The sequence below is a fragment of the Sphingobacterium athyrii genome (genome assembly GCF_003071065.1).
Taxonomy (GTDB): Bacteria; Bacteroidota; Bacteroidia; order Sphingobacteriales; family Sphingobacteriaceae; genus Sphingobacterium; species Sphingobacterium athyrii.
Map to the genome: position 1 here is coordinate 1,178,313 of NZ_QCXX01000001.1, position 16,782 is coordinate 1,195,094.

General features: G+C 40.5%; 15 protein-coding genes. 6 read left to right on the forward strand and 9 right to left on the reverse strand.

The window, feature by feature from the left end; genetic code table 11:
• Positions 1–3: 3 nt before the first annotated feature.
• Positions 4–369 (reverse strand): hypothetical protein, encoded by a 366-nt coding sequence (locus DCO56_RS05140; RefSeq protein ID WP_108632630.1) that lies wholly within the window; start codon positions 367–369, stop codon positions 4–6.
• Between the two features lie 277 nt (positions 370–646).
• Here DCO56_RS05140 and DCO56_RS05145 point away from each other — a divergent pair, with 277 nt between their 5' ends.
• Positions 647–2,677: an IPT/TIG domain-containing protein gene (locus tag DCO56_RS05145; protein ID WP_146190981.1), complete on the forward strand. Its 2,031-nt coding sequence runs from the start codon at positions 647–649 to the stop codon at positions 2,675–2,677.
• A 2-nt stretch (positions 2,678–2,679) separates the two neighbouring features.
• Positions 2,680–4,461, forward strand: a complete 1,782-nt coding sequence (locus DCO56_RS05150; protein ID WP_108632632.1) for a BACON domain-containing protein — start codon at positions 2,680–2,682, stop codon at positions 4,459–4,461.
• A 156-nt stretch (positions 4,462–4,617) separates the two neighbouring features.
• Here DCO56_RS05150 and DCO56_RS05155 read toward each other — a convergent pair whose 3' ends face one another.
• Both DCO56_RS05155 and DCO56_RS05160 read right to left on the reverse strand, forming a co-directional pair.
• Complete coding sequence (locus DCO56_RS05155) at positions 4,618–6,354, reverse strand: IPT/TIG domain-containing protein (protein ID WP_108632633.1); 1,737 nt, start codon at positions 6,352–6,354, stop codon at positions 4,618–4,620.
• Positions 6,355–6,370: 16 nt separating this feature from the next.
• Positions 6,371–8,110, reverse strand: a complete 1,740-nt coding sequence (locus DCO56_RS05160; RefSeq protein ID WP_108632634.1) for an IPT/TIG domain-containing protein — start codon at positions 8,108–8,110, stop codon at positions 6,371–6,373.
• A 299-nt stretch (positions 8,111–8,409) separates the two neighbouring features.
• Between DCO56_RS05160 and DCO56_RS05165 the strand changes: the two genes are divergently transcribed.
• From DCO56_RS05165 to DCO56_RS05175, 3 genes are all read left to right on the forward strand, one after another.
• On the forward strand, positions 8,410–8,727 hold the full coding sequence (locus DCO56_RS05165; protein ID WP_108632635.1) for a helix-turn-helix domain-containing protein: 318 nt from the start codon (positions 8,410–8,412) through the stop codon (positions 8,725–8,727).
• Positions 8,728–8,879: 152 nt separating this feature from the next.
• Positions 8,880–9,305 carry a YybH family protein gene (locus DCO56_RS05170; RefSeq protein ID WP_108632636.1) on the forward strand — a complete coding sequence of 142 codons (426 nt, stop codon included), beginning with the start codon at positions 8,880–8,882 and terminating at the stop codon, positions 9,303–9,305.
• Positions 9,306–9,333: 28 nt separating this feature from the next.
• Entirely contained in the window at positions 9,334–10,113 is a 780-nt protein-coding gene (locus DCO56_RS05175) for an SDR family oxidoreductase (RefSeq protein WP_108632637.1), read from the forward strand.
• Here DCO56_RS05175 and DCO56_RS05180 read toward each other — a convergent pair.
• The 5 genes from DCO56_RS05180 to DCO56_RS05200 all read right to left on the reverse strand — a co-directional run bounded on the left by DCO56_RS05180 (position 10,110) and on the right by DCO56_RS05200 (position 14,176).
• A complete protein-coding gene (locus DCO56_RS05180; RefSeq protein WP_108632638.1) occupies positions 10,110–10,913 on the reverse strand; it encodes a helix-turn-helix domain-containing protein in 804 nt (267 codons plus the stop codon). The two genes, DCO56_RS05175 and DCO56_RS05180, sit on opposite strands and share 4 nt — an antisense overlap.
• Positions 10,914–10,940: 27 nt before the next feature.
• On the reverse strand, positions 10,941–11,915 hold the full coding sequence (locus tag DCO56_RS05185) for an SDR family oxidoreductase (protein WP_108632639.1): 975 nt from the start codon (positions 11,913–11,915) through the stop codon (positions 10,941–10,943).
• 13 nt (positions 11,916–11,928) lie between these two features.
• Positions 11,929–12,840, reverse strand: coding sequence for an oxidoreductase (locus DCO56_RS05190; protein WP_108632640.1), 912 nt, complete (start codon positions 12,838–12,840; stop codon positions 11,929–11,931).
• A 190-nt stretch (positions 12,841–13,030) separates the two neighbouring features.
• A complete protein-coding gene (locus tag DCO56_RS05195) occupies positions 13,031–13,474 on the reverse strand; it encodes a carboxymuconolactone decarboxylase family protein (RefSeq protein WP_108632641.1) in 444 nt (147 codons plus the stop codon).
• Between the two features lie 66 nt (positions 13,475–13,540).
• The gene (locus DCO56_RS05200; protein ID WP_342749288.1) at positions 13,541–14,176 is read right to left on the reverse strand and encodes a Crp/Fnr family transcriptional regulator; all 636 of its coding nucleotides are present in this window, start codon (positions 14,174–14,176) and stop codon (positions 13,541–13,543) included.
• Positions 14,177–14,208: 32 nt separating this feature from the next.
• Here DCO56_RS05200 and DCO56_RS05205 point away from each other — a divergent pair, with 32 nt between their 5' ends.
• The gene (locus DCO56_RS05205) at positions 14,209–14,508 is read left to right on the forward strand and encodes a hypothetical protein (RefSeq protein ID WP_108632643.1); all 300 of its coding nucleotides are present in this window, start codon (positions 14,209–14,211) and stop codon (positions 14,506–14,508) included.
• Between the two features lie 324 nt (positions 14,509–14,832).
• Here the strand turns inward: DCO56_RS05205 and DCO56_RS05210 are convergent, their stop codons facing one another.
• Positions 14,833–16,707, reverse strand: coding sequence for a sialate O-acetylesterase (locus DCO56_RS05210; RefSeq protein WP_219929316.1), 1,875 nt, complete (start codon positions 16,705–16,707; stop codon positions 14,833–14,835).
• Positions 16,708–16,782: the final 75 nt, after the last annotated feature.

Sequence of the window (16,782 nt, forward strand, 5' to 3'; positions counted from 1 at the left end):
AAATTATCGATTAATATAATCCCTATATTCTTCTTGAATCATTCCTGCAGAAATATATTTATTAGGAGACGCTTTGTAGGTAACTTCCGCAAATTCCAACGCATCAGCAATTGAGGAAAAAGTAAGTATCACGCCAAATGGCTCATCTGGATCAACCAACGAAAACGCATAGATGTCCAAGAAATTTTCATTTTCTTCGTCAAAGGATTCAAAATAAATCACAGAAAAGCTTTCGTCGCTTTCCTTATCAATGCTTAACCATTTGAGTATGGTATAATCTGTTTCCTGAACAACACCCAACCATTGCTCCACAGATTTTCCTAATCTCAATCTGGCCCTGATTTGATCATCCTTTAAATACTGTATCATAATAAATAGAAACCCAATGAATGAATTTAGTAAATTGCATTATGGAAAAGAAAAAATTTTGACATCTTCTTTTAAATCATTTGCTCTATTTTATGAATGTGTGTTTCTTAGTCCCAAAATGGCGTCGAACCAAATATCCATAACGATAGTGTTACTTGCGTGTCCAAAGCAAGTAACACTGGTCACAGAAAACCACTACATAATCTTCGTTAATTCTATTATAATTCTTTCGTTTTATTTTATTATTTTCGCATTGAAAAGTATTAACCTCAAATTCATGAAAAGTTATATTCAATTCTCTTGCATATTCCTGTTTATAATTTTCTTCAGTTGTAAAAAAGAGAAGCAAGAAATTCAGCCTCCAAGTATTCCGCAAATTGCACAAATCGAACTTCTGGAGCCGAATTATCCAACCGACGGTGGACTCAATCTTGGGTTAAAGATTAATAGTGTACCTGAGCCACTATACAATATAGGCATTCTGATTGCCCGCGACTCAACATTTAAAGATATTGTCTTAAATAAAAATTTTGAATTGCCCCTTGAAGTTAGGACCTATAAACTCAATATAAAATCGGGTTTAGAACTGAACAGTTCTTATTATTACACCTATTTTGTCAATAATAAAATAAGCGCAACAAAATCTGAAATATTAAAATTTACGTTCGGAAAAGAATCCAAATTAAAAATAGACTCCATATCAATGGCCACAAGATCTGTAGGTGACACATTGCGGCTTTATGGAGACTTTGAGGGATTTCAACTAAAAGAGGCTGGTATCGGAAATGTAAAATTATCCGCTTACAAAAAGTCCGATAAAGTGATCTTGATGCCCTTAACAGATAAAACTCCAGTTGGAGACCAAGAGGTATATCTACATTCTACTTATCAGAAAACTGTATATAAAGATAAATTCAGCCTATCAACAGTACAGATCAAAGATTTTCCAAAAGAAGTAAAGATTGGAGAAGAGGTAAAAATAACTGGAACAAATTTTTCAAAATACCCAAATGGCAATAAACTATTCATAAACGATGAGGAAGTCACGATCAAATCGTTCGGCATGGACTTTATTAAATTTGTTATTCCAAACACGATAAAAAGTGCTACTCTCCATGTCAACTTGAAATGCAATAATCAAACCGTCGCCCCAAAGGACAATGTACCTATGCATATCAAAAGACCTGAAGTAGTGGAATTGCCAAGTGAGATCGCCATCGGTGATTTCTTGTCAGTCACATTAAAGGATCTCCCCAAAACTGCAGTGCAGTTTTTCATTGATGACTATGAAACAGAGTTTATCCATAGATCGGATGATGACCGCGAAAATACGTCTCAAATTTCATGGAGCACTTTTATAAATAACTACACAAATAAATCCGTTCAGCTCGAAGTGAGATACTTAGATGAGAAAATAAAACTTTCGCCTTCAATTAAAATAAAAGACCCTTGGTTTATAGGCAGTAACGAAATCCCTTTTAACGCAATTGATATGACCAATCCAGCAGTCGTGGTCAACAAAACAGCGTATATACTCGCAAGCAACCCAAATGGAGATGGCGGGCTCAGTTTTTGGAGGTTCAACAAAACTTCGGGAAACTTTACTGAATTAAAGGTGCCTTTCAGGTGCGAAAATCCCAAGATGACAGCTTCCAAAAATAAAATATATCTATACACAGGGAATCAAAACGGTCAGTTCTATGAACTTGACCCTTCAAACAATACATTTAAGGAATTGGAAAAATACCCTGGAACAGTACGTACAAATGGAACAATTAACAGGGTCAATGACAAGCTCTATATGGTCACAGGGCATAACCCCAGCCCCTATCCGTTTGGGAGAAGTGAAGGCGATAGGACAATGTACTCCTATGATATCGTGGATAACAAATGGGAAAAAAGTATAGACTTTCCCGAAAATGAAGTAGCTAGCGTTTACGATAGAATGAGAACATCCTCATTCGTTATCGGCAGTAAACTATTTGTGATCGGAGGCTCAATGCATACAGGGCAGGTACAAAGTTATGCCTTTGACACCGATACCAAAAGTTGGGAAACGAAAGCTGATCTACCTTATTCTTTTAGTGATAAAAGCTCGCTGGGAATGGCCGAATATGGCTTTGCCTTTCTAGGCCCGCTATACCGTTACACCGCCACCAAAAATATCTGGGAACAAATACCACACATCATTCCCTATGGTCACGAAGCGTCTAATTCAATTGCTTTTGTATTGGACGATCAACTTTATTACAGTATTGACAGATACAACAAGTTACTCAGAGTTTCAGTAAATGAATTAAAAAAATAACCATGCAAAAATTATATATTCTCTTTCTCGTACTTGCCATTTGCATATCCTGTAAAAAAGACGAAGTGGTTCCGACTACAGACAAACATGCGACGTTAAAATTACAGGTATGGGATGAATTCAAGACAACAGCGCTAGATTCAGTCAAGGTCGTGTTTCCTGAATTGAACAAAAGCTATACGTTGACAAAAGGCAAGCCCTATATTAGCGATCTTCCAAAGCAGGATCTTAAGGCTGAGATAAGTAAGCCAGGATATATAGATGTAAGCAAACGGTTCGATTTTAGCAAAAGGGATACCATCAATGATAATATTATTATGCCTTATGATGATATGATCCTTACGGTTCCAACAGATAGTTTATATGCTTCTTATCAAAGTAAATCGTTTTCATTTACAGCCCGGAGAAATAAAGGATTTAACATCATTGCTCCTGATTGGATCCGAGTGGATACCCTTTCAGAAAAAGCATTTGAAATCAAACTGATTATTCGCTTTTTACATAATAAAACGAATGCAAACCGAACAGCAAATATTATTCTAAAAAATGGGGAGAGCAAACGGACTATTCCGCTATTCCAATTTCGCAAAAATCGAATTGAATCGGTTTATGTAGAACTTGGTGATAAATCCAAATGGGAAGCTAACATGATTGACCCGTTGGACAATATAGGTTACATAAGATCGACCTCGAACTTTTGTCAATCGGAAATTACAGGAAAATCATTTAAAAATAAAACTGTAAGTTTTGCCTCCGGATGTGCCCGGATCGGATTGGGCATGACTTATGAATTTGTAACCCAAAATAAAGGTGGACTGGATACGGTCCGTTTCAAATTTGATGGTTACGACAAAAAAATAGACATGCATAAATACCATAGCGGTATATGGAACTTGTATCCTCTCGGGTCAAACGATTATATCTTTTTTACCAATGATGCCGGAAAACGGATCGGAACAATTGACCTGGAACGTTTTGAAATCATCAATGACCCGAAAGTTAATTTTGATACCCGAAATTTGGTATTCAACAATTACAATGGTAGTTTTTATATTACTTCCATAGATGACAAATTGCGCCGAATAGATGTGAGGAATGGGCAGGTATTAGAAGAGATTCAATTCACTCCGCAGTCAAATGATCATCCGCAATCCCCCTATTTAACCCCACAAGAGGTTGTCTTCAACAAAAATGGATTAGCGTTTTTAACACTTTTAGGTAATAACATTAGCGGTATGAATGTGGCGACGGTGGATATCGCAAATAAAAATAAGTTTGAGCTTATATCGGGCTACAATTCTGTATTTTATTACTCGGGATTGACAGTGATGCCGAACGGTATTGATTTTGGAATGAGAGAAAATTATCAAGGTTTGTTTACCTGGGATCCGATAAAGAAGGTCTCGAACTTCGTTTATGATGAGATTAGTATTTTACCCTTCCCAGATCTGGCATTCCTAGGGAATCAATTGATTAGCTATAAAACAAAAACACCTATTGGTCAACCACTCCAAGGCTATTATTGGCAATTTGATACGAAAAATAAATTAATATATGGGATAACCTCCGACCAGCAGAATAGCACCTGGATCGTTTGTTATGACCTCAATGCAAAAGAACTATATCGAAAACCTTTTTTCTATGATTCGGGTGGCTCAAGCTATATGAAGTTAGCTGGAAACGGAAAATATATTGTCTATTACAATGCATTTTCGGAAGAACTGTTTCGGTTTTCAATAGATTTTTTCAAAGGTAAAACGAAGTTGGAGAATTGGGAATTGTAAGAAGCAAATAGTCAAACAACACTCGCTTCTCAGATTAAATTAAATGCTTTGAGATAGTGTCCAGGGCTTTGTGATGACCTCAAATCCCTAGACACAGTTGATGTACTTCCCAAAGCACATTAGTAACTTTTCCCGATCTGCAGGGGATTCAGCGAACTATAAAACTTCAATAAGATCTTTATACTTCATGGTTTTGTCGTGCATCGTCATGATAACTTCGTTTTTTCCTCTGGATGCAAATGCCGGTACGATAAATCGAAGTTCTTCAGAACTTCGAAAGACGCTGGTCGCATATGCTCCACCTAAGGTCACATTTATTTGGCTGAGCCCCCGACCTTTAATCGTGACGACATCACCGGGATACCCTTTTAACGGAGTAATACTAGTGACCTCAAAATTGTGAATATATAGCTGCTGTTTTTTTGGTGAATAATAGTTCTCATTATAATTGTAATTTACACTATAACCGATCTGAATTTCTGTACTGCCAATAATATAACCTGGCAAGGCAAATTGTATTTTACCGTCTTGAGCAACAGGATATTCGTAAATTCCATTTCCAGTAACCGAATAAGTCTGGCCATCGATGAAATTGCCTGTAATCGTAAATGGCTCACCAACAAATTTTGTCAAATCTGCAGGTGTATTCCACTTCAAGGTCCTAACCTCCACACGCTCTGTAGAACTGACTGAATAATAAGGGCTGCTGTATCCAAAAGTGTAAACGCCATCTGGAACATCGCGTACAGTAAAGGTCTCGATACTCCCGGTACTGCTATCAAAAAAATGAGCGATGCTATGTTTACCTAGATAATAACTAGCTTTTTCTGGATTCATTAGATAGGTATACATATCAATCCCATCGACCTTCATTAAGGAAGGAGAATGGATCACCTTTTTTGTAAAATGGATATTGCTGCCAAGTGGTCTGATCAATTCAATGGAATCTTTGAAAATAACGGAATCCTTCCCATTATGGTAGCCCAATTGAAATTTACCTCCTTTTAGGCTTTCAATTTCATACAGATTGACCTGGTGATAGCATTCAACTTTTTTTCCATTGATCAGCATATAAAATGGCGCCGACATAGGCATTCCATCCCATTTTATTGCGTTCCCCCTGATGGGTATAGGCTCGTTTAGATAAAATTTAGTTTTTACGGGTGGATTGGCTACACCTAAAACTTCAATGTTAGCTATTGTCCTATTGCTGGCATAACCCGATTGATCTTTAACACGTAAAAAAACAGATACCTTATTTCCATGATAGAAGTTATCAGATTTTGGGAAAATAAAACTAAGGCTTTTTCGATCACTGCCGACTTGATAGGGTATGACATGCTCACGCTGATATTGGCTCTGATAATATAACTTTATATTTTCGGAGAGGAACTGAAAATCACCAGTAATGGTTACTTTATTGTTATTAGGCACAAGCTTATCTTCCAAAAGATTGATCTTAATTCCATCCACTTCAAACGTATTGGGCTCGCCACGATAGAAACCATTCTTTGTTTTTACATACAAAGTATACCGATAACGATCTCCCAACTCAAAATTACTGTTGTGCCGGTATTTCAATGTGACATTCCCCACTGTAGCTTTTTTTCCCAAGCTGACAACAATTTCCTTCTCGCCGTTTGTGGTGGTTATCTTTTGGATTAAGAATCCGTAATCCTCCACAGGTATCCCATTTAATCGAGCTATATGTCCATTTAAGGTAACCGTTTTATCTTCCAAATCACTGAATGTAGTGGTTTCCAGTTGAACGGGACTGTAATCGACAGGCTCAATGACTTCTTTCTTTTTGCACCCCACTAAAATGCTTAAACTGCTTATAAATAGCCAAAGCAAAAAAAATGCAACTATATGTATAGATCTGGTCTTTTTCATAACTTATTTTATGCGATTAAAGTATTTCAAGGTAATCACTAGCGAAAACGACGTTTTCAATGACATAATTAAAAAATCTGGCGTTCACACGGTATTTACCTTTTGGTAGATCATCCGGTACTTTAAACTGTATTTTATCGTTTTGGGATAGCGTATGTTGAATCTCCCTATCAGCTATTCGCACTTTGTATCCGTTCAATCCATGTCCCTCAATCGTAATCAGGGTTCCTGCTGTAGCACGTAATGGAGAGATCGAATTGATTACAGTAGCCTTGACTTGCAAAGGAATAGCATTGGAATAGTAATTTTTCTGTTGTCCCATCTCGCTGAAATATGTCACCTGAGCTTGGTAATTTCCGGCTTTGGTAGCCGGTACTTCAAACATGATCTCACCCGACGTATTACAGGTTGAAAAATAGCTTTCTTGAGCCGGATCGATACGCAACCCATAAGACCGCCCTTGTATAAATGTACCTTTTAACCTTATTTTATCTCCAGCATAACATTCCCTATGACTGCTTGAACTGATATGTACGCTCTTTACTTTAATTTTATTGTTGCTTATATAGCTGAAGAAACTATTCTTCATTTCCAAGGGGTATTCACCGTCTGGAATATCGTCTATGGCTAACTCCCCCTTTTTTAATGTATTATCCCGAAGTAAATAGTAGGCTTTCTTATTTCCAACAGTAGCATAACCATAAAAATCAAATCGACCAGGATCTGGACCTACTACTTCAAAATTAGTCCCCGGATGAACATACTCTGGGATCATCTTGAACTCATCGGGATCAGCTTCGTTAAGCTGCAAAGGCTGTGGAAAGGTGATCGTGTCGCGACCATTCGTGTACCCTATCGGAAAAGTCTTACCTTTCTGACTTTTAACAAAGTCATAAAGTCTCAGGTAATTGGAGTGCTTCAAAAAAACATTACCGACGAAAACTTGCAGCCTGGCATTGTCATTATATTCTCTTACAGATGAGGGTAACTGAAGATTTTCGTCAACATAGTATGTATAGATCGCAGGGGGAACTAATGTCGCCAGAATAAAACCTTGAGCGACAATAGCGCTTAATTGTCCGCCATTTTTGTCTTTGCCAATGAATCTAAAGGTCGCATTATTGCCCTGCTCTATTCCTTCTGGGACTTTGAAACGAATACTTTTGCCTGAATTGACAACTTCAAAGGGCACTTTCTGATCTTCGGATGGTAGGTAAGAGTAGTATAAGGCGTAATTCTCTGCGACATTGACAAACTCGCCTTCAACAGTGATGATCTCCCCTACAGCTACTGTAAGATCTTCTTGAGGCTTTACCTTAAGGCTACTTACCAAAAACCTAGCTGGTTGACTGTAATAAATTCCTTGATCCGTCCGGACAAAGTACCTATAACTATAGTAAACACCTTCTTCGTAATGCTCAGGATCGGGCACTTTAAAGGTTATACGACCGGATGTTAAACTTGTGGTAATGGCATATTCCTTTTTTACATAATTCTCTCCAGTATATTTTTCAATTAAAAAGCCATGCGATTGAACAACGTCACTATTGTTCAAATACCTGATTTCAGCCGCTAGGATCAGATTATTGCCCGCATTACTCTCTGGTGCCAAAAGGACCACATCTGTCGGATTTTTGTCGGGGGGTACTACAATTTCTTCCTTTACACAGGAAACGGTTAGGAATATAAGAATACTACATAGAAAAGCTATAGTCTGCCTCCCCGTAATTTGTTTAATTACATAATTACATTTCATTAGATCAAATAGGCTAAATATCGTCAGCAAATTACCAACAATTCTACGATATAAAAAAATTAATTAACTTAAATAATTAATATTTACTACAGGCCCTTCTATTTTCAAACAATGCTGGATATCTCGATAATGAAGTCTCGGAGTTTAGGACATCCCCCAACAACCTTGGAAGAGTAAAAACAGTGTAGCAAATAATTAGAAAATCAGTATAATAAAGCATAATCAATAGTAATTCTTAAAGTAGATGAACTAAATTTGAATTTTAAATTGCGAAGCATGCCAAAAAGTGATTCTATTTTATTGAACAGAATGGATTCCAGCAGCAGTATTGCTGTGGGAGCCCCTCAGAATATGCCGAAAAGTTAAATATCTCGGTAGCACACCTGAACGATGTTGTTAAAAAGGTGACCGGCTTATCCGCATCAGCACTGATCCAGAAGGAAATACTGAGCGAAGCACAGCGCCTACTCTATTATTCGCAATTGAGCGTTAAAGAAATTTCGGACCAGCTAGGCTATAAAGATACAAAGTACTTCATCAGGCTTTTCACAAAAAAAGCTGGCCGGTCACCGGGTGATTACAGGAAGACACTACGTTCAAATCCGGAGCAGGATTAGACAAACCATCCTATTAAACTTAATTACTATTCCATTTTTTGTCCACCTTTTACCTTTGTTTGTCAGTTTTCCTGCATTTATTTTTTGATCAATTTTGTACTATAGTTAACTGTACAGTATAGTACATTTTTTAATATAAATTCTTAGGTCTTATGGAAGGTCATAATTTAATAGAAGGTCCAACTTATAAATTATCAACCACCCCTGAAGGTATTGTTGATTCTCTTTTGGATCATTTTAATTCCAGGAATATTGAAACTATGCTCGGCTTCTATGAGGATGATGCCGTCATTATCAGTATCAGTGGAGAACCCAGACGTGGAAAAAAAGAGATCGCCCGTGAGCTACAGCAGTCATTCGGATTCGGCCTGCCAATAAAAATTACTGATAGGAAGATCTATTCTACCGATAATCTGGCCTCATTGGTATTGGAGTGGAAAATCGCTGGGACAGGCAATAACGGCGAAAAAGTAAATATTACTGGAACTTCGAGCGATTACGCAAAGAAAGGACCTGACGGATATTGGAGATGCTGGTTTGGAAATCCATTCGGTGTACAGGTAAGCAGCTTATTTTAATCAATTTTACAATTTACATAATTCACAAATGAAAATCTTAGTAATCGGTGGTACAGGTCTTACTGGAAGGCTGGTCACAAAAAAACTGGCAAACCTTGGTCATCAGGTGGTCATTGGCTCGCCTTCACATGGAGTAGATATCATAACAGGAGCAGGTCTTTCCCAAGCATTGGAAAACACTGAAGTGGTTATAGATCTATCCAACTCTTCCTCTCCTGAAGAAGAAAATGCAATCCATTTTTTTCAGAACGCAGGAAAGAATCTGGTGCAAGCAGAGCTGGCTGCAAACATCAGACATCACCTAGTTCTTTCCATTGTCGGAACGGACGATGCACTACAGATCGGATATCTTCGCGCAAAGAAATATCAAGAAGATAATATCAAGAACTCAGGAATCCCATATACTATAATTCGTTCAACACAGTTTCACGAGCATACCGATGCGATAATCGCAGTACAGGGAAATGAGGAGGAAGTATTTGTTTCCAAGATCGACTATCAGCCCATTGCGCTGGAAGATGTAACAGATTACATTGTACAGTTTGCACTCGAAGAGCCCAAAAATGGCACTGTCGAGATTGCGGGGCCTACCCGGGCAAATATGGATGATTTTGTTGCAAAATATATCGAGATAATCGGAAAGCCTATAAAGGTTGTTTCTGACGAAGAGAGCAAATATATGCATCTTGTTGTCCCTAGATCACTGCTTGTTCCTGCTGGACAATATAATGCGGGAAAGACTCATTTTGAGGATTGGGCTTTGGTTAAGGTAAATGAAGTTCCCCTGAATATGCATGATCATCATTAAATGCCGTTTGAAATTTGTTTTGCTACTTCATTTGGAGTTTTCCCGAACTCCTTCTTGAACGCAAATGAAAAATGCGACAGATCTTCGAAGCCTACCTCTAGGTACACTTCACTCGGCTTCCGGGATTGCTCAGCAAGCTGAAAATAGGCCTCCTGTAACCTTTTCTTCTTGAGCCAGATGCCGGGAGTGGTTCCAAAAGCTCTTTGAAAATCCCGCTTGAACGTTGATAAGCTTCTTCCCGTGAAAAATGCAAATTTCTCCAGACTGATGTTGAATCTGAAATTTTTGTTCATATATTCCTTTAAGTTGATTCTAAATGGCAAAGAGAAACTGAACAAAATATCGACTAGGTCAGGATCAGATTTCAATAAAATCAGGAGTAGTTCTTCTCTTTTAATATCAGCAAAATCCGCACTGATCTCAAGGTCTCCGGTGTAATAGGGTTCGAGCGATGTAATAAAATTCTTTATAAGCTTATTTTCTGGTATAAATATGTATGAATCTCCAATGACAGAGGGTTTTGCTTCATAAGCATGCCGTTCAAGGAACCTTTTCAGAAATGCTTCATCCAGGGTGATGATAATTTTTTCAAAGGCATCATTGTCCTTATATTTCGTATAACGTACCAAATGATTTTTCCGGGCGATACAATAATCGCCCGGTGTTATTGTGTAGCTTTTCTCGCCGTCATAAGCCTTCATGCTTCCTTTCAATAAGTATAGGAAATAATTTTCCGCTATGAAATTTTCGGGTGAAATCTCCGGACCGAGGTGACAGGATTGGATATTGTTAACTTTCATGCTTTACCAAATATACTAAGCCACAGATTAATTCTGGACATTACTGAGTTTAAAGCTGTCCACGCTTGCAAGAATTGCTTCTTCTTTTGGGCGGGGATGCCAACCCAGTGCTACCGTTGCTTTTTTGTTTGACATCACTGTATACTGATCTGTCGGAGTTGGCTGCATGGGGGCTATGTTTCCGGACAGCTGCGGTCGCTCCTTTCTGATCAGCTCAGCCACATCATAAAAACTCATCGCACCTGTCGATGTCGCAAGGAATCGCTCACCGGCAGCATCGGGGTGCAACATGGCCTTAATGTGGATATCGGCAACATCGCGTACATCCACCACTCCGAAGGTAAACGGTGCATTTTCCTTGATGGATCCCTCAACAATTCCTCTAACGACAGTATCCAGGGAGGCTGAAGAAATTCCACCCAAGATGGGGCCAAATATTCCGACTGGATTAATGACCGTCAATTCCATGTCAGAAGCATGATTCTTTATAAATTCCCATGCGGCCTTTTCCGCTATTGTTTTTGATTTTATGTAAGGCTGTATAAGTGCATTTTCATCCGTCCAGTCAAGTTCCGTAAAAACATGATTTTTGGGATCAATGCTATAACCAATAGCCGCAAAAGAGGATGTAAGCACGACACGTTTAACCCCCGCCTTTTTCGCAGCTTTCAACGCGCGTAAAGTACCTTCCCTTGCGGGGATGATAAGTTCATTCTCATCTTTGGGCTGCTCCGCCACAAATGGCGATGCTACATGTAGGACGTAATCACAGCCTTTCGTGGCTTCATCCCAACCGTTATCCGATAGCAGATCGGCCTGATAAAATGAGACCTGATCAAAAGTACTAATCCCACCTTCGCTCAGGGCATCCAAGATTTCGTTCTTACGTGAAAGCGTTCGCAGCGTGGTTCTTACGTTAAATCCTCTCTTCAATAATGCAAGAATCGTATTTACGCCTAAAAATCCGGTACCACCGGTTACTAAAACTGTCGTATTGTTCATTTTGGATTGGATATTAAAATTTATAGGTTAACTGTGTGGCATTTTCAGCATAGACCCAGAGCTTATTTGCAAGAACTTCATCTTTCATGGCCGGGGTGCTGTGGGCTGACAGCGCGGGATATCCTGCATATTCTTTTTCTCCGTCCGGGCCGTAGAAATCCCCGCCCTTGACCGATGGATCAGTGGCTGCGAATAAGCTAGGAAGGGCTCCCTGCCAAGGTTCCATGACCTGGTCAAAGGAGGCAAACATCCCTTCTAGGTTCTCACCCGGAATATTCCGCTGTAGATCAGTTCGCGTAACGCCAGGATGTGCTGCCACTGAAATGGCTGAGATACCGGCATTTTTGAATCTTCTGTCCAGCTCGTAGCTAAACAGGATATCTGCCAGCTTGCTAATAGCATATTCACGCCATTCATCATAGTTTTTTTCAAGCCTGAGATTGTCAAAATCTATCGTATCCACTAAAGTAGCTGCGCCGCTGGAAAGTGTTACCACCCTGGAATGCGATGTTTTTTTTAGTAGTTCCAGCAAATGTCCTGTCAAGGCAAAATGACCGATATAGTTTACCCCGAATTGCAGCTCAAATCCGTCAGCTGTTTTGGAAGCTGGCGGAACCATCACCCCGGCGTTGTTTATAAGCAGATCAAGGTTCGAGTGCTTTTGCATAAAGTTTTCTGCAAATTTTTTAACACTGCTTAGATTGCCAAGATCTAGCACTCCAAAGCCCAACTCACCTTTTTCCACTGTCCCGGACCGGATTTTTTGAATGGCCATTTGAACCTTCTCAGGATCTCTTGCTGCTATGGTCACGCGCGCGCCCGCTTCATACAGTGCTTTTGCCGTTTCAAATCCTATACCGGTATTTGATCCGGTAACAATGGCTACTTTTCCTGATAGATCAGGGATATCAGTTGTTGTCCACATAATCCTATATTTTATTTCTGTACAAAATTCGGGGAATTGCTTTTAAGAAGTTTTGTTGTGGAGTTCAATTTAACTTTGTTGTGGGGGTCATGTTATTTCGCTGTTTTCGCCACGGCCGCATGATTTAGGATTTAGGGAGCTAATGAACGACTTCTTGTCCTTTTCATTAGCTCCGCTGTGTGGTACACATTTAATCTTCTATTTCAAGATGGGTGCTCAAGGCGATCCTGTTCCAGCCATTGATGGTCACAATAAGCATAATGATCTGAGCGATCTGGTTTTCAGTGAAAAATTCTGATGCCTGGCGGTAGGTATCTTCACTCAGCCCGCTGTGGTGAATAAGCGTTATTTCTTCTGTCATGGCCAGTATGATCTGCTCCTGTTGCGTGAAGAATTTGGTTGCTTCTCTCCATGCACTTATCAGGAAGATACGTTCAGGGGTCTCACCATTTTTGATGGCATCTTTGGTATGCATGCTGATACAGTAAGCACAGTTGTTGATCTGTGACGCACGGATTTTGACTAGCTCTTTTAGCGTTTGTGAAATATCAATTTTTGAAAGATAACCTTCTAATCCTAACATCGCTTTGAATGCCTGTGGTTCTACCGTGCTGATGTTGATTCGTTTTTCCATTTTTCTTTTGTTTTAATTTGATACTACAAAATTGGAAAATTGAAATCGGGAAAAACTTAAACGGGTTTAAGAAAAATTCTTTTTACGGATTTCGCTCAGATATTCGGGTGTGAAGCCGAGATAGGAAGCAATCAGATATTGTGGGACCCGTTGCAGAAAAGCCGGATAATTTTTGAGAAATTGACGGTATAATTCTTCCCTGGAATGTTCATAAAGCAACTTGACGCGCATCTGTGCTGCGGCGTAAGCTTTCTGATAAATGCAGCGGAAATACTTTTCCATGACCGGGTGTTTTTCCAATAGCTCATCGTAGGCCTTCTGGCGGATTACCAAAACCTTGGCCGGCAGTACGGCCTGGATGTAAAATTCTGTTGGTATCTGGTTGATGTAGGAGAAAGTCTCTGTCATCCACCAGTTTTCAACAGCAAATTCAGTGGTCTGCTCGACACCTTTTTCATTGATAAAAAATTTTCTTAAAATTCCATCCAGCACAAAATAACTTGCTTTGCAAAATTGGCCTTCTGTTAGCAGGTTTTCCTTTTTTTTGAAAGTCTCCACCTGAAAATATCCGGCTATTTCCACAAATTCCTCATCGGAGACACAAATAAACTTCTGAATGTGTTTTTTGAATTGTTCGAGCATTATCTTAAGTCGGTTTTCACTATGATCTGCGCCTTTAAGATAATAAAAAATAGTGATCAATTAACTATTTTTTATTGCTCTATATCAATGATATGACTATCCTAAAATTTATATTGCTTGCACTTATATCAGCTGTTTGGTCACTGCGTTCTGCTACTGCGCAAAACACACTTCCTAGAAATCTAAAAGAAACAGCTTTATTCTTAAATCTTAACGTTTCAGACAGTCTAAAAAATGTAATCAAGCATATTGATGAGGAAGAGTTACATGAATTAACCGACAACGAGCTCGAAAGTGCATTTGAATTGATTGACTCGCTCCTTTCGTTTGGTAAATCTCCATTATTTACATATTTGAATAATAAAGGAATCCACAACTTAAAAAAGATGTGATATTAAAATACTATAAACAGCTGCTCTCAGCTAGTTATTATGTAAAAGAAGATTCTCTCCTTAAGGCATTTAAACCTAAGGAAAACAAATTGAAAAAGGAAATTAAAGAGCGAATGAATGCGGACACAATTGCCGGTATTTATATTCCGATAAAATACAGATAGCAGTCAATGCAAAAACAAGCATTTGACTATGCTACTGTTGAAGATGATTATGCTGGAATCTTAGATTTTTGTAAAAACGACCCATTACCTATGTTTTAACTAACCTATGATTACAATCAATTAAAAACAACTTTTGATAAAATAGTTTTGATTTTTTTCATTACCAGCTATCGGTCCGAAACGGAGAGGCCAGCAGCTGTTGCCTGTTGATCAGATTAGCATCCTCCGGATTATCACTCCAGGCATAGCGTACCGCCACGGGGTGGGCTATATCCCTATGACTGACCACGACGGTATTGCCCTTGACAACAGCGTCCGCCCAGACAAACTGGCGGTCCTGCCCAGCGATGGCAAAGTGTCTCAATGGCTGCCCGTCCCTGCTTGCCAGTCCAGTGCCGACCTCCTTAAAAAAGAGCACGATCCTGCTGTCCTTGATTTCCATACGCTCATAGACGGGTCCTGAGCTTACCAGCTTTTCACCGTACACCAGTTTGCGGGCAGCCAGCAGCAACCGTGCAGCAAGGTCTTTTTTATTCAGGGGATGAATATCGTTCCACTCGCCAATATCATAGTTGACCGTCAGCGCTGTATAGGGGACCTCACGGGATACCTTAAACTGCGCTTCACGTATACCGGCCCATCCCGATTCAGAAGGACGCTCCTGTTTGCGCATATAATTAGGCAGCTGCACCAGCAAAAAAGGTAGCCGCGGGCGCTCCAGCGTCAGGCGCCAGTCTTTGATCAGCAGACGGAGATACTGCTCGTAGGTCTGCGGATTGCCAGTATTAGCCTCTCCCTGGTACCAGATCACGCCGCTCACTGCGACATCTTTTATCGGATAGATCATACCGTTATACAGCTTTGATCCCACTTCATTTATATTTTGGAGCCGCGGCAGATAGCTTTTGACCAGATCGGAATCCATACCCACCTGATATTTCCATGCTCCAGCCAGATTGATCTCGTTGTCATTGACCTGCAGCTTATAGGACTTGCCTTCCACAAATCCCCCATGACCGGTGTTGGACCGCAGGCGTATCGTCACGGTATTGTAACCTGCACGCAGGATACCTGCGCGTACAGCGTACTTGCGAGGCGGATACATATAGCCGGTGGCACCTACAAAGTGGCCATTAACAAATACCGAATCACTGTCGATCAGCGTTCCCAGATACAACATGCCGTACCGGCCCGCCAGTTCGGCCGGCAATTCAAATGATTTTCTAAAATAGAGCACTCCTTTGCTATCCAGCTGTTGATCCCGCCACCAGCCCGGCACGGTAAAGGTAGGCCAGCTGCTGTCGTCCCAGTCTGGTTTTATCCAGTCCCGGATACCCCGGTCCTGCTGCGCCAGCTGCATGCTGTCCAGTGCGGAGCGGTCGAGCAGCAGCCTCGGAAATTCTTTGAGCTGATCCTGGCTGATCCAGCTTTCGATGTTCGAGCCGCCGAGGCTCGACACGAGCATGCCCACGGGTACGCCGGTATGGGTGTAGCTCTGCTGTGCATAGAAATAGGCCAACGCCGTCCAGTTCATGACTTCCGAAGCCACAGCGGAGTACCAGCGCCCGCCACCGGCTATTTCGCTGCGGCGTTCCAGCACGCTCTGTGTCGGCACCTTAAAATAACGGATCATATGGTTATTGGATGAATTGATCTCCGGAAACCGTTCCACCAGCCTTTCTATTGGTGTCTCCATATTGGACTGCCCTGAGCAAAGCCACACATCGCCGATCAGGACATCGCGGACAGCGATCTCATTGACCTGCAGCAGATAGGGGCCTCCGGCTTTTTGTGCCGGCAACCTGATGGCCCAGTTACCGGCCGCATCCGCCTCGGTCTGGTAGCTTTGGCCACGAAAACGTACCGTTATTTTTTCACCGTTGTCGGCCCAGCCCCAGATTTTCAGTTCGGTATCACGCTGCAGCACCATGCGGTCTGCTATCAGCGCAGGCAACCGCACCGCTGCGGACGACAATGCAGCGTAGAGGAGCAGAGCTAAGGTCAGGGCAAGAGCACAAGCTTTTCTTTTTTTCATCTTCATAGATTGCAAATTCCACAAATAGCGGTGCAGGACTGCTCATCCTGTACAGATGGCATGTCCTGCAGTCCT

Excerpts from the sequence above, each read along its gene's own strand:
- DCO56_RS05160 (WP_108632634.1), bottom strand. The coding sequence starts at position 8,110 with ATGAAATGTAATTATGTAATTAAACAAATTACGGGGAGGCAGACTATA.
- DCO56_RS05205 (WP_108632643.1), top strand. The coding sequence starts at position 14,209 with ATGACTATCCTAAAATTTATATTGCTTGCACTTATATCAGCTGTTTGG.
- DCO56_RS05140 (WP_108632630.1), bottom strand. The coding sequence starts at position 369 with ATGATACAGTATTTAAAGGATGATCAAATCAGGGCCAGATTGAGATTA.
- DCO56_RS05145 (WP_146190981.1), top strand. The coding sequence starts at position 647 with ATGAAAAGTTATATTCAATTCTCTTGCATATTCCTGTTTATAATTTTC.
- DCO56_RS05195 (WP_108632641.1), bottom strand. The coding sequence starts at position 13,474 with ATGGAAAAACGAATCAACATCAGCACGGTAGAACCACAGGCATTCAAA.
- DCO56_RS05155 (WP_108632633.1), bottom strand. The coding sequence starts at position 6,354 with ATGAAAAAGACCAGATCTATACATATAGTTGCATTTTTTTTGCTTTGG.
- DCO56_RS05175 (WP_108632637.1), top strand. The coding sequence starts at position 9,334 with ATGAAAATCTTAGTAATCGGTGGTACAGGTCTTACTGGAAGGCTGGTC.
- DCO56_RS05170 (WP_108632636.1), top strand. The coding sequence starts at position 8,880 with ATGGAAGGTCATAATTTAATAGAAGGTCCAACTTATAAATTATCAACC.
- DCO56_RS05185 (WP_108632639.1), bottom strand. The coding sequence starts at position 11,915 with ATGAACAATACGACAGTTTTAGTAACCGGTGGTACCGGATTTTTAGGC.
- DCO56_RS05180 (WP_108632638.1), bottom strand. The coding sequence starts at position 10,913 with ATGAAAGTTAACAATATCCAATCCTGTCACCTCGGTCCGGAGATTTCA.
- DCO56_RS05150 (WP_108632632.1), top strand. The coding sequence starts at position 2,680 with ATGCAAAAATTATATATTCTCTTTCTCGTACTTGCCATTTGCATATCC.
- DCO56_RS05210 (WP_219929316.1), bottom strand. The coding sequence starts at position 16,707 with ATGAAAAAAAGAAAAGCTTGTGCTCTTGCCCTGACCTTAGCTCTGCTC.
- DCO56_RS05190 (WP_108632640.1), bottom strand. The coding sequence starts at position 12,840 with ATGTGGACAACAACTGATATCCCTGATCTATCAGGAAAAGTAGCCATT.